Genomic DNA, 19,392 nt, shown 5'->3' with positions numbered 1-19,392 from the left:
GCCCGGCCGCCGCTGTCCAGACACCCCGGACAGGTTCGCGCCGACGTCACCTTCCCGCGCGGGTCCCCTGCTTCATCTTGCCGGAAATACTCCGGGGGAGACGCCCGCAGGGCGGCGGGGGCAGAGCCCCCAACACCCTGACGTCAAAGCGAATTCAGAAGGGGAAAGAGCTCAGCGGACCCGAGCTCAGCGGCGACCCGCAGGCTGCCAGCGCCATCAGCGCCAGCAGCGGAAAGAGCAGGCGCGGGCTCACTGCGCCAGCTCCTGAAGCGAGGTCACGACGATCTCCCCGGCATCGCGGGACGCGATCGCCTGCGCCGCGGCCTGGGCCCCGGCGGCGGTGGTGAAATAGGGGATCTTGTCATAAAGCGCCACCGACCGGATCTCTCGGCTGTCCTCGATGGATTGCGCGCCTTCGGTCGTGTTCAGCACCAGGGCGATCTCTCCGTCCTTCAGCTGGTCGACGATGTTCGGACGGCCCTCGTAGACCTTGTTCACCGTGTCACAGCTCAGCCCTGCCTCTTTCAGCCAGGCCGCCGTGCCGCGCGTCGCGACCAGGACAAACCCCATATCCGACAGGGACTTGGCGGCATCCAGCATGGCGGCCGTCTTGTCCTCGTCCCGGATCGAGATGAAGGCGCGGCCCTGCGAGGGCAGCAGGTTGCCGGCCCCCAGCTGTGCCTTGAGGAAGGCCTTGGCGAAGGTCGTGTCCGAGCCCATCACCTCGCCGGTGGAGCGCATTTCCGGTCCCAGCAGCGTGTCGACACCGGGGAAGCGCGCGAAGGGCAGTACCGCTTCTTTCACGGCGAACCGCCCGGTCTGCGGATCGACCAGGGTGAAGGCATCCAGCGTCTCGCCCGCCATGACCCGCGCCGCGATGGAGGCGATCGGCGAATTCACCGCCTTGGCCACGAAGGGCACGGTGCGCGAGGCCCGCGGGTTCACCTCGATCAGGTAGACCTCGCCGTCCTTCACCGCGAATTGCACGTTCATCAGGCCCACGACGCCCAGCTCAAGAGCCAGGTCACGGGTCTGCTGCTTGACCACGTCGAGGATATCCTGTGGCAGGGAATGCGGGGGCAGGGAGCAGGCGCTGTCGCCCGAATGCACGCCGGCTTCCTCGATATGCTGCATGATGCCCGCGACATGCACGTTGGTGCCATCGCAGAGCGCGTCGACATCCAGCTCGACCGCGTTGGCGAGGTAGCTGTCCAGCAGGACCGGGCTGTCACCCGACACGACGACGGCGTCGCGGATGTAGCGTTTCAGGCCGTCCATGTCGCGCACGATTTCCATCGCACGGCCGCCCAGCACGTAGGAGGGGCGGATGACCAGCGGGAAGCCGATGCTGTCCGCGATCTCCAGCGCCTCAGCGTCGGAATGGGCGATCCCGTTCTTCGGCTGCTTCAGCGACAGGCGGTTCACAAGGTCCTGGAAACGCTCGCGATCTTCGGCCAGGTCGATGGCGTCGGGCGTGGTGCCCAGGATCGGGATCCCGGCCTCTTCCAGCGCGTTGGCCAGCTTCAGCGGGGTCTGGCCGCCGAACTGGACGATCACGCCATGCAGGGTGCCCTTGCTTTGTTCGACCCGCAGGATCTCCATCACGTGCTCGAAAGTCAGCGGTTCGAAATACAGCCGGTCCGAGGTGTCATAGTCGGTCGACACGGTTTCCGGGTTGCAGTTGACCATGATGGTTTCATAGCCCGCTTCGGTCAGGGCGAAACAGGCGTGGCAGCAGCAGTAGTCGAACTCGATCCCCTGGCCGATCCGGTTCGGACCGCCGCCCAGGATGACGACCTTGTTGCGTTCGGAGGGGCGCGCCTCGTCTTCGACCTCGCCCATCATCGGGGCTTCGTAGGTCGAGTACATGTAGGGGGTCTGAGCTTCGAATTCGGCGGCGCACGTGTCGATCCGCTTGAAGACGGCGGTGACGCCGAGGTTGTGCCGCGCGCGGCGCACCTGTTCCTCGTCCCGCGCCGAGAGCTGGGCCAGCCGGGCATCGGTGAAGCCCAGCATCTTGTAGCGCCGCAGCCCTTCCTCGGTCACCGGCAGGCCGTTGACCTTGATCTCGGCCTCGGCGCGCACGATTTCGCGGATACGGGCCAGGAACCAGGGATCGAACGAGGTCACGCCGTGGATTTCGTCATCGGTCAGCCCGTGGCGCATGGCTTGGGCGATCACGCGGATCCGGTCGGGCGTCTGCTTGGCCAGGGCCTTGGTGATGGCGGCCTTGTCTGGCGCGCCTTCGATCTCGATCTCGTCAAGGCCGGTCAGCCCGGTTTCCATCGAGGTCAGCGCCTTTTGCAGCGATTCATGGAAGGACCGGCCGATCGCCATCGCCTCGCCCACGGATTTCATCGCCGTGGTCAGGTGCGGTTCGGAGCCGGGGAACTTCTCGAAGGCGAAGCGCGGGATCTTGGTGACCACGTAGTCGATGGTCGGTTCGAACGACGCGGGCGTCACCTTGGTGATGTCGTTGTCCAGCTCGTCCAGCGTGTAGCCCACGGCCAGTTTCGCAGCGATCTTGGCAATCGGGAAGCCGGTGGCCTTGGATGCCAGCGCGGAGGAGCGCGAAACCCGGGGGTTCATCTCGATCACGACCATGCGGCCATCCTCGGGGTTCACGGCCCATTGCACGTTGGACCCGCCGGTTTCCACGCCGATCTCGCGCAGAACCGCGATCGAGGCGGCGCGCATCGCCTGGTATTCCTTGTCGGTCAGGGTCAGGGCCGGGGCCACGGTGATGGAATCGCCCGTATGCACGCCCATCGGGTCCACGTTCTCGATCGAGCAGACGATGATCGCGTTGTCGGCCTTGTCGCGCACGACCTCCATCTCGAATTCCTTCCAGCCAAGGAGGGACTCGTCGACGAGGATCTGCGCCACCGGAGAGGCCTCCATGCCCGACCGGCAGTAATATTCGTAATCGTCGCGGTTATAGGCGACGCCACCGCCGGTGCCGCCGAGGGTAAAGGCGGGGCGGATGATGGCGGGCAGGCCGATCTCTTCCAGCGCCTCCATCGCTTCGGCGACGCCGGCGGCGATGTCGTAACCCTTTTCGGTCTTGGGCGCGGAGACGATGGTGGCCTTGGGGTTTTCCAGTCCGATCCGGTCCATCGCCTCGCGGAAGAGCTTGCGATCTTCTGCCATTTCAATGGCTTCACGGTTGGCCCCGATCAGTTCGACGTTGAACTTTTCCAACACGCCCATATCGGCCAGCGCCAGCGAGGTGTTCAGCCCGGTCTGTCCGCCCATGGTCGGCAGCAGCGCGTCGGGGCGTTCCTTCTCGATGATCTTGGCGACCACTTCGGGGGTGATCGGTTCGATATAGGTGGCGTCGGCGAGGCCGGGATCGGTCATGATCGTCGCGGGGTTGGAGTTGACCAGGATCACCCGGTACCCCTCTTCTCGCAGGGCCTTGCAGGCCTGGGCCCCCGAATAATCGAACTCACAGGCCTGGCCGATGATGATCGGCCCCGCACCAATGATCATGATCGAGGAGATATCGGTTCTTTTTGGCATGGTCTTCCCCGGGGCAGCGCAAAATTATGCGGGTTATAGTCATGGCAGGGACGCGCGCAAGGGCCGTTGGCGGTATTTCTCGGCCTTAAGGTCGTGCGAATCGTTCCCTTGTATCTCCGGCCTTGGTGATTAGAATAGGGACCCAACGAAGGGCGGTGCGGAAAGCGTGCCGCCTTTGACACGAAAGCCCCGGCCAAGGGGCCTCCAAGCCAAGAAAAGGATATCGTCCATGTCCTGGACCGATGAACGCGTCGAGCTGCTCAAGAAGATGTGGACCGAGGGGCAATCCGCCAGCCAGATCGCCAAGGAACTGGGCGGGGTCACCCGCAATGCCGTGATCGGCAAGGTGCATCGCCTCGGGCTCTCCAACCGTTCCGGTGGCGGCGGCGCCGCGGCTGCACCTGCGGCCAGCGCGGCTCCCAAGGCGGAGGCCAAGCCGAAGCCCGCGGCCAAACCCGCGGCCCAGCCGGCAGCCAAGGCCGCGCCCGAGGTTGAGGAAGAGGCCGATGATGAACCTCGCACCACCTCTGCCGCACCCGCCGGCGCGCCGTCGCGCAAGGCCATCGTGCCGGCCGGCCAGCCGCTGCCGCCGCAGCCCTCCGCGAACGAGATCAGCCCCGAGGCGCTGGCCAAGGTCAACGAGATCGAAAAGAAGGCCAAGAAGCTCACCCTGATGGAGCTGACCGAGCGGACCTGCAAATGGCCCGTTGGCGACCCCGCAACCGAGAAATTCTGGTTCTGCGGCCTGCCGGTCCAGGCGGGCAAACCCTATTGCGAAGCGCATGTGGGCGTGGCGTTCCAGCCCATGTCCTCGCGCCGCGATCGCCGCCGGTAACGCGGCCTCCCTGTCATTCGGCCAAAGTATTTCGGTGCCGCCGGTCGCCCAGCGACGGGCGGCACGTCCCTTGTTTCGATCTCCCTTGGAGATCGACCGGGCAGGGGGCTTTGCCCCCCGTCTGTCAAAGCAGGCTTTGACAAACTCCCCCCAGGATATTCTTCGGCCAGATGAAAGGGGAAGCGCCTGCGCTGAGACATCGCTGGCCCCTTGGATCAATGGGATCAGGAGGAGGCGTTCCGCATCAATGGCAGGGGCAGGCTGATCTGCGGCATGCGATACCGCCGACGCGCCGGACGCAAGGGTGGTGGGTCGGTTGCGACCAGCCGTTGCAGGCGGGTGAGGGGCAGCGGTGTCGGCTCGGCCACAAGGGCCGCGTAGAGCGCAAAGACACCGGGGCGCAGATAGGCGGACCAATGGCAGATGCGCCGTTCGGGCCCCGCGATGCGGAAGCCCTGGGCCGCGAGCCCGGTCAGCAGGTCGGGGCGGTCGATCGGCAGGGTCAGCCAGTTGGGCCGGTCGGGGGCGCGGCGTCCCAGCGACAGGTCGCCGCGCTCCGGCGACGGGATCACGCTTTCCAGCAGGCGATCGTAGAGCCGGTTTTCGCGGCTTGTGACCGAGATGACCTCGATTTTGCGTCCCGCCGCGCTGTCGAGCGCCGCTTCGGCCCGGCCAGAATACTCCGCCCCCGCAAGCAGGATCGCCCGGTTCAGCGCGCCCGGCGGCAGGTGCGGCAGGGCCGACAGGACCACGCGCGCGCCCAGCGAATGAGCGATGGCATGGATGGGCCTGTGGGGCGCGGCGCGATGCAAGTGCCGGATCAGGTCGGCCAGCGCCAGCCCGGCGGCCTCGGCCCGCTCATAGGCCTGCCAGATCGAGCCACGCGCGGGCCAGCCGAAGGCAATGCCCAGCCGGTCGTCGCGGTCGAGGCCCAGCTCTCGCGGCCAGCTCTTGGCCTTCCAGCAGGTGTGGTCCCGGGCCAGTGACAGGATGTGATCATGGGGACAATGGACGGGATCGCCGGGCGCGAACTTGAAGCCATGGATCATCACGATGATCGGGCCGCTGCCATCCGCCTGCGCGGTGAGGGTCGGGCCTGGGTCGTCGCCGCCCTCGTGCAGTTCCAGGCCGTTTTCGCCAAGATTGACCCGTAGCAAGGCCATGTCCCGAAGCCCCCGATCCATCATTTGGGGTTTCTTTACGGCCTGGATACGAAACTTGGGTGATGGTTGGGTGACAGAACGGTAACTCTTGACCCTTGCCGCGATGCAGCGCTAGACAGAAACCCGTGGCGATTTGTTACCGGATTGCGGGCCACGGAAAATATTCCGCTAAAAGGTCAGTCGTCGGGGACCCCCACGCTTGGCCGCGTCTGGGGGTTTTTATTTGACCGACCCACCCCCGAGAGGTCGGTCCGGAGAGTGACGATGAGCGATTGGAAAAAACGCACCACGCTGGTCCATGGCGGCACCCGCCGTTCGCAATACGGGGAGGTCAGCGAAGCGATCTTCCTGACCCAGGGCTTTGTCTATGACAGTGCCGAAGCCGCAGAGGCCCGGTTCCAGAACCTCGGCGACGATGAATTCATCTATGCCCGCTACGGCAACCCCACCGTGCGCATGTTCGAGAACCGGATCGCGCAGATCACCGGTTACGAGGATGCCTTTGCCTGTGCCTCGGGCATGGCGGCGGTGAACGGCGCGCTGATGGCGCTGCTGAAGGGCGGGGACCAGGTCGTGTCGTCCCGCGCGCTGTTCGGGTCCTGCCTCTACGTGCTGGAGGAGGTCCTGGCCCGCTTCGGGGTCGAGATCATCCTGGTCGACGGCACCGACAATGCCGCCTGGGAGGCCGCGATCACCGACAAGACGACGCTGGTCTTCCTCGAAGGGATTTCCAACCCGACGCTCGAGGTCGTGGACCTGGAGCATGTCGTGAAAGTGGCCCATGCCCATGACGCGCTGGTCGTTGTCGATGACGCGATGGCCACGCCCGTCTTTTCCTATTCCGAGCGGTATGGCGCGGATTTCTGCGTGATTTCAACGACCAAGCATGTGGACGGGCAGGGCCGGATGCTGGGCGGGATCGTTTGTGGTTCGAAAGAGATGATCCGCGGCCCGATCGAGACCTACCTGAAACATACCGGCGGCGCGATGAACCCGTTCACCGCCTGGGTGCAGCTGAAATCGCTCGATACGCTGGACCTGCGGGTCCGGGCCCAGGCCGCGACCGCGATGCAGATCGCCGAGGCGCTGGAAGGCCATCCGAAGCTGAACGTCGTGCGGTACCCGCAACTGCCCTCGCATCCCGAACATGCGGTGGCGATGAAACAGGCGCCGATTGGCGGCACCGTCGTGGCCTTCGAGGTGAAGGGCGGCAAGGAGGCCTGTTTCAAGATGCTGAACTCGCTCGAAGTTTTCACGATCTCGAACAATTTCGCCGATGCGAAGTCCATCGTCACGCATCCCTCGACCACCACCCACCAGCGCCTGCCGCAGGAGCAGAAGGATGCGCTCGGCATTTCGGACGGGATGGTGCGGCTGTCGGCGGGTCTGGAAGACCCCGAAGATCTGGTTGCCGACCTGATTCAGGCGCTCGACAAGATTTGACCTGCAGCGTGTGGCCCCGGCGGTCGTCCGGGGCCCGCGCCGTCCTGCCTGTTTTGGTGGGACCTTCCGTGATGGTGCGGCGTCGCGGCAAAGAATGATCCGCCCTGCCGGTTTCAGCGTAATACCTGACGAAATTGGCAATCACGGTGCATTCGCCCTACTTATGGTCGGTGACAGCCGGACAGCCGCCCAGGAACAGGGGGTACAGATGAACATCCATCCGAACGATATGCAGCCGCAGCCCGACCGCGACGAGGCAAAAGCCGCGCTTGACAAGTTGCGCAAATGGGCCGCGCAGGCCTCTGATCGGCAGATCAACGATCTGGACCCGGCCATTGCGCGCCTGCTGAGCAACAGCGATTATCCAACCCTGGCAAGGGATTATCCGGAGGAGTTCACGGTCGACCCCGATTACCGTGCCACTTTGCCTGACCTGCAAAACGGGCCGGCCAGCCTGATCCGGGGCGCGCGCCGGGCCATCCAGCATGTGGGGATTTCCAATTTCCGCCTTCCGATCCGCTACGAGACCCGCGATGGCGACGCCATCATGCTGGAGAGTTCGGTCACGGGCACGGTCAGCCTTGAGGCGGACAAGAAGGGCATCAACATGAGCCGCATCATGCGGTCCTTCTATGCACATGCAGAAAAAACCTTCTCCTTCGCGGTGATCGAGGCGGCGCTGGACGATTACAAGGCCGATCTGGAGAGCTTTGATGCGCGCATCCAGATGCGGTTTTCGTACCCGATGAAGGTGCCGTCGCTGCGATCTGGCCTGCAGGGCTATCAGTATTACGACATTGCGCTCGAACTGGTGGAAAGCGCCGGTCAGCGGCTGCGGATCGTGCACCTCGACTACGTCTATTCCTCGACCTGCCCCTGCTCACTGGAACTGTCCGAACATGCGCGGCGGGATCGGGGCCAGTTGGCGACGCCGCATTCGCAGCGCTCGGTCGCGCGATTGTCGGTGGTATTGGACGACGACGACAAGCGGCTTTGGTTCGAAGACCTGATCGATATGGCGCGCCGTGCGGTGCCGACGGAAACGCAGGTCATGGTGAAGCGCGAGGATGAACAGGCCTTTGCAGAGCTGAACGCCGCCAACCCGATCTTCGTCGAGGATGCGGCGCGCCTGTTCGCGGCGCAGTTGGAGGCGGACGAGCGCGTTGGCGATTTCCGCATCGCGGCCAGCCACCAGGAAAGCCTGCATTCCCACGACGCGGTATCGGTTCTGACGGAAGGGGAGACTTTTGCCTCGGCCAGCCTTGATCCGAACTTCTTCTCGACGCTGATCCATCGGGGCTAAAGCTCAATCGTTTCAATGGCATCAAGCGCCGGCGTCATCCTTCGTGATGCGCCGGCGCTTTTGCTGTGCCCGGTAGGTTGGCGCCGTGTTCCGCGATGGTTTTGGCAACGCGACCCGTCTGGCGGCGTCAGCGCGCAGTTGCCCAACCCCACACCTGCGCACGGTTTTTAGGCAGCCCATACCGTCACGGCCAAAATTTGCGCGGGCGGTAAAATTCCCCTCCCCATCGGCGACAAAGACGATACTCTCGGTCCGACGGAGGGACCGAAGATCAACGCCGACGCGACAATGAACCGGGTGTCAGACCCCGCCGCGCCGAGGGCCAGCCAGCCCCGTGCGCGCGGTCGCATCGATCTGTCCGCCAAGCTGCGCGCGGGGCGGTCCCGGATCGGCGATCTGCACCAGGCCGGGTCCTTCAAATTGTTGTTTCCGCATGGTGCCTCGCAAGCGCTGCAGGCCGTTGTTCTGAACACGGCCGGTGGCGTGACCGGGGGCGACCGGTTTCACCTGACCGCACGTGCCGATGAAGACGCGCAGATGGTTCTGACCACCCAGGCCGCTGAACGTATCTACCGCGCGCAACCAGGCGAGATCGGTCAGGTCCGCACCGCTCTATCGGTGGCGGCGGGCGCGCGGATGGACTGGCTGCCGCAGGAAACCATCCTGTTCGAGGCTGCCGCTCTGGATCGCCGGATCGAGGTCGACCTGGCCGAAGATGCCCGTTTCCTTGCCGTGGAGCCGCTGATTTTCGGGCGGCGCGCCATGGGGGAAATCGTCGAAACCGGACATCTGACGGACCGCTGGCGCGTCATGCGGGGCGGCGACTTGTGCTTTGCCGACAACCTGCGCCTGTCGGGCCAACCGCAGGCCCTGATGAACCGTTCCGCCATCGGGGGCGGGGCCGGGGCCATGGCCAGCCTGCTTCTGGTTGCGCCGGATGCGGACCTTTACGTTGATCGCCTGCGCCGCGCGCTTGGCCCGAATGGCGGCGCCAGCCTGGTCCGGCCCGGCGTGCTGTTCGCACGGCTGCTGGCCGAAGACGGGTTCGAGATGCGCCGCACCCTGATACCTGCCATTCACGCCCTTTCGGGGGCCGACATTCCCAAGACATGGATGCTCTGAAATGCAACTGACCCCCCGTGAAAAGGATAAATTGTTGATCTCGATGGCCGCAGAGGTGGCCCGCAAGCGCCTGGCGCGCGGGGTCAAGCTAAACCATCCGGAGGCTATCGCTCTTATCACCGATGCCGTCGTCGAAGGTGCCCGCGACGGCAAATCCGTCGCCCAGCTGATGCAGGAGGGCGCGACCATCGTCAGCGTCGAGCAATGCATGGATGGCATCGCCGAAATGATCCACGAGGTCCAAGTCGAGGCGACGTTCCCCGACGGGACCAAGCTGGTGACCGTGCATAACCCGATTCGTTGACCACAGACTTATCCACAAAAAGAAAGGGACCTAAGATGTCGGAATGGCTAGAGAAACTGGCGATAGCGCTTGGTCTTGTCCCCGCGCCGAAACCGATCCCCGTCCGGGTCCGCCAGGAGACGCGCAAATGATCCCCGGAGAGCTGTTCCCGGCCCCCGGCACGATCGAACTGAACGGTGACCGCGAGGCGATCACGCTGATGGTGGCCAATACCGGCGACCGCCCTGTGCAGGTCGGATCCCACTATCATTTCGCCGAGGCGAATTCGGCGCTGGATTTCGACCGGGCCGCTGCACGCGGCATGCGCTTGGACATTGCCGCCGGCACGGCAGTGCGGTTCGAACCCGGCCAGCGGCGCGAGGTCAACCTGATCCCGGTTTCGGGCGACAAGGTGATCTACGGCTTCAACCAGCAGGTTATGGGTCAGCTTTGATGCGTTCCGGCCAGCGTCTTGCCCTTTGCCTTGCCCTGGGCCTTGCGCCTTTGCAGGCCGCCGCGCTGGATTGCGCGGAACCGGTGACGACGGCGGACATGTCCGCCTGTGCGCGGGCAGAGCTGGACGCGGCCGACGCGGCGCTGAACCTCGCATGGAAGGCTGCGCTGGCCCATGCAGAGGAGCTTGATACCTACCTGTCCGAGGGCGAGGAAAAGACCGCCGATGCCTTGCTGACCGCGCAGCGCGCCTGGATCGATTTTCGCGACAAGGCCTGTTTCGCCGAAGGTCTGGAATATCGCGGCGGCACCCTGCAGACGACCGAGGTTCTGTATTGCCTGCTGCGCCAGACCGAACGCCGCACCCAGGACCTGATCTATTTCGGAGGGGAGAAATGACCGCCATCGCCGCGTCCTCCCCTCGTCACCGGGCCAAGCGCCCGCATTCACAAGACCGGGCCGCTGCGCGTGCCCAGGACGTTTCATAGGAGCCGCCGATGCCCACCCAGATCTCCCGCGCTGACTACGCCGCGATGTTCGGTCCCACCACCGGGGACAAGCTGCGCCTGGCCGATACCGACCTGATCATCGAGGTCGAACGCGACCTGACCGCCGACCTGGCCGGGATCGGCGGCAATGGCCCGCTTTATGGCGAAGAGGTCAAGTTCGGCGGCGGCAAGGTGATCCGCGACGGCATGGGCCAGTCGCAGAAGACGCGGGCCGAAGGCGCGGTCGACACGGTCATCACCAACGCGCTGATCCTGGACTGGACGGGCATCTACAAGGCGGATGTCGGGCTGCGCGACGGGCGCATCCACAAGATCGGCAAGGCGGGCAACCCCGACACGCAACCGGGCGTCGACATCATCGTCGGACCGGGCACCGAGGTGATCGCGGGCGAGGGCAAGATCCTGACCGCCGGCGGATTCGACAGCCACATTCACTTCATCTGCCCCCAGCAGATCGAGGATGCGCTGCATTCCGGCCTAACCACGATGCTGGGCGGCGGCACCGGCCCCGCCCATGGCACGCTGGCCACGACGGTGACGCCGGGCCCCTGGCACATGGCGCGGATGCTTCAGGCGGCCGATGCCTTCCCGATGAACCTGGCCTTCGCGGGCAAGGGCAACGCCTCTCTCCCCGCCGCACTTGAGGAACAGATCAAGGCCGGAGCTTGTTCGCTGAAGCTGCACGAGGATTGGGGCACGACGCCCGGTGCCATCGATTGCTGCCTGTCGGTCGCCGACGACTACGACGTGCAGGTGATGATCCATACCGACACGCTGAACGAATCGGGCTTTGTCGAGAACACCGTGAAAGCGATGAAGGGCCGGACGATCCACGCCTTCCACACCGAAGGGGCAGGGGGCGGACATGCGCCCGACATCATCAAGATCTGCGGGGAGGAGCATGTTCTGCCGTCGTCCACCAACCCGACCCGGCCCTTCACCGTGAACACGCTGGACGAACATCTCGACATGCTGATGGTGTGCCACCACCTGGACAAGTCGATCCCCGAGGACGTGGCCTTTGCCGAAAGCCGTATCCGGCGCGAGACCATCGCCGCCGAGGATATCCTGCACGACATGGGGGCCTTTTCGATCATCGCGTCGGACAGCCAGGCCATGGGCCGCGTGGGCGAGGTGATCATCCGCACCTGGCAGACCGCCGACAAGATGAAGAAGCAACGCGGCAAGCTGCCCGAGGAAACCGGCGACAACGACAACATGCGCGTGCGCCGCTACGTGGCGAAATACACGATCAACCCGGCCATCGCGCATGGGATCAGCCACCAGATCGGGTCCATCGAAGAAGGCAAGCGCGCCGACCTCGTTCTCTGGTCGCCTGCCTTCTTTGGCGTGAAGCCGGAAATGGTGCTGATCGGCGGTTCCATCGTCGCGGCCCAGATGGGCGATCCGAACGCGTCGATCCCGACGCCGCAACCGGTCTACACCCGCCCGATGTTCGGCGCCTTCGGCCGCGCGGTGGAAAATTCCGCCGTGACCTTCGTGTCGGCCGCGGCCCAGGCCGAGGGGATCCGGGACAGCCTTGGCCTGGCCAAGGAAACCATTGCGGTGCTCAATACCCGCAATATCGGCAAGAAGGACCTCAAGCTGAATGACGCGACTCCAAAGGTCGAGGTGAACCCCGAAACCTACGAGGTGCGCGCCGACGGAGAACTGCTGACCTGCGAGCCCGCCAGCGAACTGCCCATGGCGCAACGCTATTTCATGTTCTGAGGGGAGGCCTTTGCGCCGGACGCCGCCACGAGGATTCCATGACCCAGCCTGTACATGTCCCCGAATGCGCTGCATTGCAGCAAACGAATAGCCGCGTTGCGGCATTGTCAGTTTTCATGTCCTACTTGCTGACCTATCTTCGGTGCCAAGGGAGGAAACCACAGACGAACTTGCATGAGGTTTCCAATGGCAAACGCTACGACGACTTTCTCCGACGCCGGCTTTCGCGGCAAATTCGACGGCTTCCTGGCCAATCTGGGCCGTGGCTTCAACGCCTACATGGAACGCCGCGCACGCACCGACCAGATCGCTGCGCTGAACGCGAAATCCGACGCCGAACTGGCCAAGATGGGCATCACCCGCGACGGTATCCCGGCCTATGTATTCCGCGATCTGTTCTACGTCTGATCGCATGCGCTGAGGTTTCCCCGGTGGGGAGGGTCGTATCATGACGGCTCTCTCCGCTGCGCACAGGATCCTCAGGGCCGCCGAGCGCGGCCAATCCATCCCCACCGACCTTGTCACGCTTGATTACGAGGAACGGTTTCTGCGCCGCAAGGTGCTGAAGACGGTGCACGGGGACGCCTTTCTTGTCGATCTCCCGGAAACAATGTCCCTGGATCAGGGGGATTGCTTCGTGTTGGGTGACGATACGCTGATCGAGGTCATCGCCGCCGAGGAAGACCTTCTGGAGATTCGCGCCAGCGATCTCATCCGCCTCGCCTGGCATATCGGCAACCGCCACACGCCTTGCCAGATCGAAGAGAGTCGCCTGCTGATCCGTGACGATGCGATCATGGCGGACATGCTGGAACGCTTGGGCGCGCGGACGGAACGGGTGACCGAACCCTTCATGCCCGAGGGCGGAGCCTATGGCATGGGCCGCACCCATGGGCACGATCATTCCCACGTCCATGTGCATGTCGGTCACGGTCACTCCCACGACCACGATGACGATCATGACGACGACGATCTTGATGCCGCCGCGGCCGCTGCGCCGCGCGACGAACCCTGAGCGCCGTTCATGTCTGTCGATCCCGCGCTGATCCTGCATCAATGGTTGTCTCCGGCCTTCCCGGTCGGGGCCTTTTCCTATTCCCACGGCTTCGAAACCGCCATCGCCGACGGCGCGATCGATGACGCGACCACGGCACAGGACTGGATCGATACCGCGCTGACGCATGGGGCCGGGCAATCCGACGCGATCCTGCTGGCAGCGGCCTACCGCGCGGAGCCCGATGACTTGCCAGCGCTGATCGCGCTGGCCCGCGCCCTGTCGCCCTCTGCCGAGCGGCTGGCGGAAACTGACCGCATGGGGGCGGCCTTCGCCGCGACGATCCGCGCCCTGCATGGCCATGACCTGCCCGATGCGCCCTATTCGGTCGCCCTGGGCCGCGCCGCCAGGCTGTCGGAGCTTCCGCTCGACCTGACCGTGACGCTATTCCTGCAGGCTTTCGTCGCCAACCTCGTCTCCGCCGCGATCCGCCTTGTGCCGCTGGGCCAGACCGAAGGGCAGGGGATCACCCTTGCCCTTGCCCCGCAGATCGCCAGCGTCGCGACCGAGGCTGCGCCAGGGGACATCGACCAGATCGGATCGGCTGCTTTCGCGCTCGACCTTGCGTCCATGCAGCACGAAACCCTACCCACCCGCCTGTTCCAGAGCTGAGCCCGCAATGCGCCCGTCATCCATCCTGAACTCGCAGCCGACGCCCGCCAGACCGCGGCGCGCTGGCCTCCTCGCAACCCCGGATCGCCGCATGGTACTGCGTCTGCCATGCAGGCCGCATCCGCATCCACAAGCCAGATCGTGAAGGACAGCATGAAATCACCCCACGGCCCCCTCCGCATCGGCCTCGGCGGCCCCGTCGGCGCCGGCAAGACGACCCTCACCGCTGCGCTCTGCACCGCGCTACGGGATCGCCTGTCGATGGCGGTCGTCACCAACGACATCTACACACAGGAGGACGCTGAGGCGCTGACCCGCCTGCAGGCGCTTCCCTCCGACCGGATTCGCGGCGTGGAAACCGGCGGTTGCCCGCATACCGCGATCCGCGAGGACGCCTCCATCAACCTCGCTGCCATTGCCGAGCTGAACAAGGCCTTCCCCGATCTGGACGTGGTGCTGGTGGAATCGGGCGGCGACAACCTGTCTGCCACCTTCTCGCCCGAACTGGTGGACCTGACGATCTACGTCATCGACGTGGCCGCGGGTGAAGAGATCCCGCGCAAAGGCGGTCCGGCGATCACCAAGTCCGACATCCTCGTCATCAACAAGACCGACCTCGCCCCCTATGTCGGGGCCGATCTGAAGGTGATGGAGCGCGATGCCTCCGCCCAGCGGGGCGAACGGCCCTTTGTTTTCACGAACCTCAAGACAGGTCAGGGCCTCGATACGATCCTCGGCCATATCGCGGCCATCGGGGGCCTGTCCCTCACCCCGGAACCGACCGCCTGACGCAAGGGCACCCGTACCGGCTCCTCTTTCATCTGGCCGGACAATATCCTCGGGGGGCGCCGCGCCAGCGGCGGCGGGGGGCAGACAGCCCCCCGATCGTCCCGCGCAGCGGGGCGATCAAAGGCGTTCAATAGCAATGCCAGTACCCGATGCCGATCGCCGCTTGACACCCATCCCGGCCCAAGCCAACCCTGCCTCTCATGATCGACCTGCGCCCCGTCGGATATGTCATCGGCCTGCTTGTCGCGGCGCTTGGGTTGACCATGCTGCCGCCGCTTGCCGTGGACATCGCCGAAGGCCGCGGCCACTGGCCTGCCTTCGCCGAAAGCGCGCTGCTGACCTTCGTCATCGGCGGGCTGACCGCGCTGTCGTGCCATAACGGCAACCGCGAGGGCCTGACCCTGCAGCAGACCTTCCTTCTGACCACTGGTGTCTGGGCGACGCTGCCGATCTTCGGTGCGCTGCCCTTCGTCCTCGGCGACACCCAGGCCAGTGCCGTCGATGCCATCTTCGAGGCGATGTCGGGCATGACCACCACCGGCTCCACCGTCTTTTCCGGCCTTGACGAGATGCCGCGCGGCCTGCTGCTCTGGCGGGGCATCCTGCAATGGCTGGGCGGTGTCGGGATCATTGTCGTCGCCATGGTCTTCCTGCCCGAATTGCGCGTCGGCGGCATGCAGATCTTCCGGTCCGAAGCCTTCGACACGATGGGCAAGATCCTGCCCCGTGCCACGACGATCGCGGCGCAGATCTCTGTCGTCTATGTCGCGCTGACAGTGGCCTGCGCCCTGACCTACCTGTTCCTCGGCATGAACGCCTTCGATGCGACGGTTCATGCCCTGACCACTGTCTCGACGGGCGGCTTTTCGACCCGCGACGCCTCGTTCGGGGCCTTTTCGGGGCCAATGGAATACGCGGCCTCGGTCTTCATGATCCTCGCGGCACTGCCCTTCGTACGCTACGTGCAGCTGATCAACGGCAATCGCCGCGCCCTGCCGGCGGACAGCCAGGTCCGCGCCTTCCTGCTGACGATCGTCGTTTTTGCGGGGATCACCTTCGTGGCACTTCTGCATATCTTTCCGAACCATTGGGAAACGTCGTTGCGCGAGGCGCTGTTCAACATCACCTCGATCATGTCCGGCACTGGCTATGCTTCGGCCAATTACATGGCCTGGGGGCCGTTCCTGATCACGGTCTTCTTCTTCATCGGGCTGATCGGCGGTTGCGCCGGGTCGACCGCCTGTTCGATCAAGATCTTCCGCTACCAGATCCTCTTCGCCGCGATTCGCAGCCAGATCCGTCGTATCCACATGCCCCATGGCCGCTTTGCCCCGCGCTATGACGGCCGGCCGATCTCGGCGGATGTCATGGGGTCGGTGATGTCGTTCTTCGTCTTCTTTACCGTGTCGATGGGGCTGCTGGCGGTGGCGCTGGCCCTGACCGGCCTCGACTTTGTCACCTCGATTTCGGGCGCGGCCACGGCGCTTGCCAATATCGGGCCTGGCCTGGGCGAGACCATCGGGCCCGCGGGCAATTTCGGGCCGCTGAACGATACGGCGAAATGGCTGCTGATCGCCGGCATGCTGATCGGCCGGCTCGAGCTGATGGCGGTCTACGCCATCCTCACCGTGCAATTCTGGCGCGCCTGAGCGGCGCGATGGCGGGGCGCGACGACCTCATGGCCCTCGCGGCCCGCACAGGCGACATCTACCAGCGCAATGCGGCGCGGTTCGACGCGGAACGGGCGAAACATTTGCACGAAGCAGCATGGCTCGACCGGATGCTGGCGGTGCTGGGGCCCGCCCCACGGGTCCTGGACGTTGGCTGTGGGGCAGGGGAACCGATTGCCCGCGCCATGATCGCGCGCGGCGCGCGGGTCACGGGCCTCGACATTGCGCCCGCGATGCTGGCCCTGGCGCGTGATCGCATGCCAGAGGCCGAATGGATCGAGGGCGACATGCGCGAGCTTGCCCTCGACCGCGACTTCGACGCGATCATCGGTTGGCATTCCTTCTTTCACCTGACGGCTGACGACCAGCGCCGCACGCTGCCGCGACTGGCGGCGCATCTTGCCCCGGGCGGAGCGCTGCTGCTGACCGTCGGTCCGGGGGCGGGGGAAGAAGTCGGCCGTGTCGGGGACGACCCGATCTATCATGCCAGCCTGGCGCCCGAGGAATACCGGGCAATCCTCGACAGCCAGGGCATCTCGATCCGAAGCTTCACGGTCGAAGACCCGACCTGCGGCGGTGCCACGATCCTCCTCGCGCAAAAGAACCGCTGATCCAAAGGCCCCAGATCCTAAGGCCCCTGATCCAAAGGCGAAGCGTCGGCTGCGCCGCCTCTTCACACGATACCGGCTCCGCCAGACGGCTTCGCCCGCCAGACCCGACCGCGACGCACCCGTCACTGCTGCGCCCTTGATCCTCGTCGCGCGCCCTGAACTGCGAGCGCCCGATCCCTTTCATCTTGCCGTAAATACTCCGGGGTGGCCGCCAAAGCATAGCTTTGGCGGCAGGGGCAGAGCCCCTGTCCGTCCTCCAAGCCCGTGCTGGCGTCCGGTTCCTGGTCGTCCCGGGTGATCGCCGCGTCACCCAACCAAAAAGAAAAAGGCCCGAAGGCCTTTTTCAAGTAGCATTCTGCAATGAGCCGTCCGCGAGGACAGCTTACTCCCAGCAGCTGACAAGGACGGTCATTGCCATGCCGATGCGGGTCAGGTCCTCGGGGGCGAGGCTGCGGTCGGGCTCTGCGGCCTGTGCGGACAGGCCAGCCTGGCCCAGAACCGAGACAAGGACTTCGTTGTCGACGGCAAAGGCCACACCCGGGGGCAGCTGACGGCCCTCGGCCTGCGCCGGTTGCACCATGCCGATCACCGCGCCGCCCTGGTCCATGACCGGGCCGCCGGCATCGCCGGGCAGCGCGTTCAGGGACAGGCGCTCCACACCGGTTTCGCCGGAGAGGCCCTGAAGCTCTTCCAGCTTGCCGAAGTTCAGCGTCGGTGCGGCGAGGCGTCCCTCATAGGGGTAGCCGGCGGCGGCGACGTCGCTTTGCAGGCGCGGCACGGCGGTGGCGAAACGGGCATGACCCATGGGCGCGATCGGGGTTGCAGGGCGCAGCACCGCGACACCGGAGGCCGCGTCGCTCAGCACAACCTCGGCCTCGGTCTTTTTGTCGAGCGTGACGCGGCCGCATTGCGCGACGGCCTCGGAGGAGGTCAGCACGGTGCCGCGCTGATCGACGTAGAACCCCGAGCGCGACAGGATCGGTTTGCGGATTTCCAGACCCGACAGCAGGTCGATGCTCTGGCCGCTATCGGCACCCATGGCCGCGGGCATGACGCCGGGCACGGGTTCGTAGCTTTGCTGCATCTCGCCCAGCAGGCGGGTGCGGCGTTCCTCGTCGCCCGACGGCCAGACGAGCGTCCAGCCCTTGATCTGGCCATTTCTGAGCGAGACCTCGGTATGGGAGACGATCCGGGCGTTTTCACCGACGATGGTGAACCCGTCGCGAGACCGTTCGCGCGGCCCGTCCTCGGGGATGATCGCGAGTGTCTGCAGGATGTCGTAGAGGCCGAAGAGCGTCTTCTGGTCGCCTTCCTGCGAGATCAGGATCAGCCGGGCGTTGATGTCGCCGGTGGGCGAGTAATGGGCAAAAGGCGCCTCGTAGCGGTCGAAGGCGACCACGTCCATCGGCATCAGCAGGCGGATGCCGGCGGTGGTGTCGGTGACCAGTTCCAGCCCCAGATCCTCGAGCACGGCGTTGTACTGACGCATCAGGTCGCTGCGCTGCATCGTGGTCAGGATGCCAGTCGGCTCGTATCCGTTGTCCTGCTGCCAGCCGGCCATGGACCCGCGGGTGCCGCGCCCGAAGGCGCCGTCGATGGCCGCGTTGTAGTAGCCGGCCCATTTCAGCGCGACCTGCAGTTCCATGCGTTCGTCGCGGGTCAGAAGCGCCTCGCTGCGGCGGGCCTCGGCGGGGGTTTCGTCGGGTTCGGGCTCGGTTTCCGGGGCGACGACAGGCGCGGCTTCGGCTGATTGCTCGGGTTCGGCAGTGCCGCTGTCCAGGCTGGGCTGGGCGGCTGCGGTATCGGCCAGCTGGTTCTCGCCGCGCGGCCAGAATTGCTGACGGAAGGACGAGGCGAAGGCGATGTAGCTGTCGCGCGGGATGGCGCCTTCGCGGCGCAGCACCTGAAGCACACGGTCGGCATCATCGCGGGCATAGGGCCCAAGCGCGATCCCGTACCAGCCGCCGCCCAGGGCAAACCCGTTCACGTCCTGCAGGCTTTCGGAGTAGCTGCGGATCGCATCCTCGGCGAGGGCCAGGGAGGGCTGCGCCTCGATCTGGACCCAGACGACCTCGTCGCTTTGGGCGCGCAGGGCAATGGCTTGAAATTGAAACGCAATAACAACAAACGTCAGTAGTCGAATGATCTTGGGGAACATATGCAAAGCCTCGTGCCCAGTCTTTTTGGTTTTTCCTGGATCGTAGCTTTATCAAATCCGGCGTGTCGTGCATCCAAATAATGCGTGAGCGGCCAATTGACCCTGCCAGAAACGCCCCGTAGGTAACAGGCGCC

The 19,392-nt window shown here is 65.1% G+C and carries 18 protein-coding genes and 1 riboswitch; of the genes, 15 read left to right on the top strand and 3 right to left on the bottom strand.

Features of this window, described 5'->3' with window-relative positions; translation table 11 throughout:
- Nucleotides 1–249: 249 nt before the first annotated feature.
- Nucleotides 250–3,522 (bottom strand): carbamoyl-phosphate synthase large subunit, encoded by a 3,273-nt coding sequence (carB, locus tag ATO9_RS13765; RefSeq protein WP_043750085.1) that lies wholly within the window; start codon nucleotides 3,520–3,522, stop codon nucleotides 250–252.
- 229 nt (nucleotides 3,523–3,751) lie between these two features.
- Here carB and ATO9_RS13760 point away from each other — a divergent pair, with 229 nt between their 5' ends.
- Entirely contained in the window at nucleotides 3,752–4,357 is a 606-nt protein-coding gene (locus ATO9_RS13760) for a GcrA family cell cycle regulator (RefSeq protein ID WP_043750083.1), read from the top strand.
- Between the two features lie 224 nt (nucleotides 4,358–4,581).
- On the opposite strand, the gene ATO9_RS13755 is transcribed toward ATO9_RS13760, so the two are convergent.
- Nucleotides 4,582–5,544: a DUF726 domain-containing protein gene (locus tag ATO9_RS13755; RefSeq protein ID WP_156127869.1), complete on the bottom strand. Its 963-nt coding sequence runs from the start codon at nucleotides 5,542–5,544 to the stop codon at nucleotides 4,582–4,584.
- A 91-nt stretch (nucleotides 5,545–5,635) separates the two neighbouring features.
- A riboswitch (SAM riboswitch) is annotated at nucleotides 5,636–5,712 on the top strand.
- Between the two features lie 72 nt (nucleotides 5,713–5,784).
- On the opposite strand from ATO9_RS13755, the gene ATO9_RS13750 reads away from it, so the two are divergent.
- From ATO9_RS13750 to ATO9_RS13690, 14 genes are all read left to right on the top strand, one after another.
- Nucleotides 5,785–6,963 (top strand): trans-sulfuration enzyme family protein, encoded by a 1,179-nt coding sequence (locus ATO9_RS13750; protein ID WP_043750080.1) that lies wholly within the window; start codon nucleotides 5,785–5,787, stop codon nucleotides 6,961–6,963.
- Between the two features lie 208 nt (nucleotides 6,964–7,171).
- Nucleotides 7,172–8,266: a GTP cyclohydrolase FolE2 gene (gene folE2, locus ATO9_RS13745; RefSeq protein WP_043750075.1), complete on the top strand. Its 1,095-nt coding sequence runs from the start codon at nucleotides 7,172–7,174 to the stop codon at nucleotides 8,264–8,266.
- A gap of 288 nt (nucleotides 8,267–8,554) precedes the next feature.
- A complete protein-coding gene (locus ATO9_RS13740; RefSeq protein WP_052418327.1) occupies nucleotides 8,555–9,388 on the top strand; it encodes an urease accessory protein UreD in 834 nt (277 codons plus the stop codon).
- A gap of 1 nt (nucleotide 9,389) precedes the next feature.
- The gene (locus ATO9_RS13735) at nucleotides 9,390–9,692 is read left to right on the top strand and encodes an urease subunit gamma (RefSeq protein ID WP_043750072.1); all 303 of its coding nucleotides are present in this window, start codon (nucleotides 9,390–9,392) and stop codon (nucleotides 9,690–9,692) included.
- Nucleotides 9,693–9,727: 35 nt separating this feature from the next.
- Nucleotides 9,728–9,823, top strand: a complete 96-nt coding sequence (locus ATO9_RS25055; RefSeq protein ID WP_420329719.1) for a PA1414 family protein — start codon at nucleotides 9,728–9,730, stop codon at nucleotides 9,821–9,823.
- Nucleotides 9,820–10,125 carry an urease subunit beta gene (locus ATO9_RS13730; protein WP_043750069.1) on the top strand — a complete coding sequence of 102 codons (306 nt, stop codon included), beginning with the start codon at nucleotides 9,820–9,822 and terminating at the stop codon, nucleotides 10,123–10,125. Before ATO9_RS25055 ends, ATO9_RS13730 begins: the two co-directional genes overlap by 4 nt.
- Complete coding sequence (locus ATO9_RS13725; RefSeq protein WP_043750066.1) at nucleotides 10,125–10,523, top strand: lysozyme inhibitor LprI family protein; 399 nt, start codon at nucleotides 10,125–10,127, stop codon at nucleotides 10,521–10,523. The genes ATO9_RS13730 and ATO9_RS13725 overlap by 1 nt, the downstream gene beginning before the upstream one ends.
- 98 nt (nucleotides 10,524–10,621) lie before the next feature.
- Nucleotides 10,622–12,364 carry an urease subunit alpha gene (gene ureC, locus ATO9_RS13720; protein WP_043750063.1) on the top strand — a complete coding sequence of 581 codons (1,743 nt, stop codon included), beginning with the start codon at nucleotides 10,622–10,624 and terminating at the stop codon, nucleotides 12,362–12,364.
- Nucleotides 12,365–12,550: 186 nt separating this feature from the next.
- On the top strand, nucleotides 12,551–12,772 hold the full coding sequence (locus tag ATO9_RS13715; protein WP_043750062.1) for a hypothetical protein: 222 nt from the start codon (nucleotides 12,551–12,553) through the stop codon (nucleotides 12,770–12,772).
- Between the two features lie 40 nt (nucleotides 12,773–12,812).
- Nucleotides 12,813–13,379 carry an urease accessory protein UreE gene (locus ATO9_RS13710; protein WP_052418326.1) on the top strand — a complete coding sequence of 189 codons (567 nt, stop codon included), beginning with the start codon at nucleotides 12,813–12,815 and terminating at the stop codon, nucleotides 13,377–13,379.
- A 9-nt stretch (nucleotides 13,380–13,388) separates the two neighbouring features.
- Complete coding sequence (locus ATO9_RS13705; protein ID WP_043750059.1) at nucleotides 13,389–14,030, top strand: urease accessory protein UreF; 642 nt, start codon at nucleotides 13,389–13,391, stop codon at nucleotides 14,028–14,030.
- A 153-nt stretch (nucleotides 14,031–14,183) separates the two neighbouring features.
- Nucleotides 14,184–14,819: an urease accessory protein UreG gene (ureG, locus tag ATO9_RS13700; RefSeq protein WP_043750514.1), complete on the top strand. Its 636-nt coding sequence runs from the start codon at nucleotides 14,184–14,186 to the stop codon at nucleotides 14,817–14,819.
- 200 nt (nucleotides 14,820–15,019) lie between these two features.
- Nucleotides 15,020–16,468, top strand: coding sequence for a TrkH family potassium uptake protein (locus tag ATO9_RS13695; RefSeq protein WP_043750055.1), 1,449 nt, complete (start codon nucleotides 15,020–15,022; stop codon nucleotides 16,466–16,468).
- Nucleotides 16,469–16,476: 8 nt separating this feature from the next.
- Entirely contained in the window at nucleotides 16,477–17,100 is a 624-nt protein-coding gene (locus ATO9_RS13690) for a class I SAM-dependent methyltransferase (protein ID WP_052418325.1), read from the top strand.
- Between the two features lie 382 nt (nucleotides 17,101–17,482).
- Here the strand turns inward: ATO9_RS13690 and ATO9_RS13685 are convergent, their stop codons facing one another.
- Nucleotides 17,483–19,258 (bottom strand): serine protease, encoded by a 1,776-nt coding sequence (locus ATO9_RS13685; RefSeq protein WP_052418324.1) that lies wholly within the window; start codon nucleotides 19,256–19,258, stop codon nucleotides 17,483–17,485.
- Nucleotides 19,259–19,392 lie beyond the last annotated feature (134 nt).

The organism is Pseudooceanicola atlanticus (assembly GCF_000768315.1).
GTDB lineage: Bacteria > Pseudomonadota > Alphaproteobacteria > Rhodobacterales > Rhodobacteraceae > Pseudooceanicola > Pseudooceanicola atlanticus.
Note: the sequence above shows the minus strand (reverse complement) of the source record. Positions and strands in the feature narration are given on the sequence as shown.

Bases quoted from the DNA above. Each gene is read 5' to 3' on its own strand.
- ureG (WP_043750514.1), top strand. From the start codon at position 14,184: ATGAAATCACCCCACGGCCCCCTCCGCATCGGCCTCGGCGGCCCCGTC.
- ATO9_RS13725 (WP_043750066.1), top strand. From the start codon at position 10,125: ATGCGTTCCGGCCAGCGTCTTGCCCTTTGCCTTGCCCTGGGCCTTGCG.
- ATO9_RS13695 (WP_043750055.1), top strand. From the start codon at position 15,020: ATGATCGACCTGCGCCCCGTCGGATATGTCATCGGCCTGCTTGTCGCG.
- ureC (WP_043750063.1), top strand. From the start codon at position 10,622: ATGCCCACCCAGATCTCCCGCGCTGACTACGCCGCGATGTTCGGTCCC.
- folE2 (WP_043750075.1), top strand. From the start codon at position 7,172: ATGAACATCCATCCGAACGATATGCAGCCGCAGCCCGACCGCGACGAG.
- ATO9_RS13740 (WP_052418327.1), top strand. From the start codon at position 8,555: ATGAACCGGGTGTCAGACCCCGCCGCGCCGAGGGCCAGCCAGCCCCGT.
- ATO9_RS13685 (WP_052418324.1), bottom strand. From the start codon at position 19,258: ATGTTCCCCAAGATCATTCGACTACTGACGTTTGTTGTTATTGCGTTT.
- ATO9_RS13735 (WP_043750072.1), top strand. From the start codon at position 9,390: ATGCAACTGACCCCCCGTGAAAAGGATAAATTGTTGATCTCGATGGCC.
- ATO9_RS13730 (WP_043750069.1), top strand. From the start codon at position 9,820: ATGATCCCCGGAGAGCTGTTCCCGGCCCCCGGCACGATCGAACTGAAC.
- ATO9_RS13705 (WP_043750059.1), top strand. From the start codon at position 13,389: ATGTCTGTCGATCCCGCGCTGATCCTGCATCAATGGTTGTCTCCGGCC.
- ATO9_RS25055 (WP_420329719.1), top strand. From the start codon at position 9,728: ATGTCGGAATGGCTAGAGAAACTGGCGATAGCGCTTGGTCTTGTCCCC.
- ATO9_RS13755 (WP_156127869.1), bottom strand. From the start codon at position 5,544: ATGATGGATCGGGGGCTTCGGGACATGGCCTTGCTACGGGTCAATCTT.
- ATO9_RS13710 (WP_052418326.1), top strand. From the start codon at position 12,813: ATGACGGCTCTCTCCGCTGCGCACAGGATCCTCAGGGCCGCCGAGCGC.
- ATO9_RS13760 (WP_043750083.1), top strand. From the start codon at position 3,752: ATGTCCTGGACCGATGAACGCGTCGAGCTGCTCAAGAAGATGTGGACC.
- carB (WP_043750085.1), bottom strand. From the start codon at position 3,522: ATGCCAAAAAGAACCGATATCTCCTCGATCATGATCATTGGTGCGGGG.
- ATO9_RS13690 (WP_052418325.1), top strand. From the start codon at position 16,477: ATGGCGGGGCGCGACGACCTCATGGCCCTCGCGGCCCGCACAGGCGAC.
- ATO9_RS13715 (WP_043750062.1), top strand. From the start codon at position 12,551: ATGGCAAACGCTACGACGACTTTCTCCGACGCCGGCTTTCGCGGCAAA.
- ATO9_RS13750 (WP_043750080.1), top strand. From the start codon at position 5,785: ATGAGCGATTGGAAAAAACGCACCACGCTGGTCCATGGCGGCACCCGC.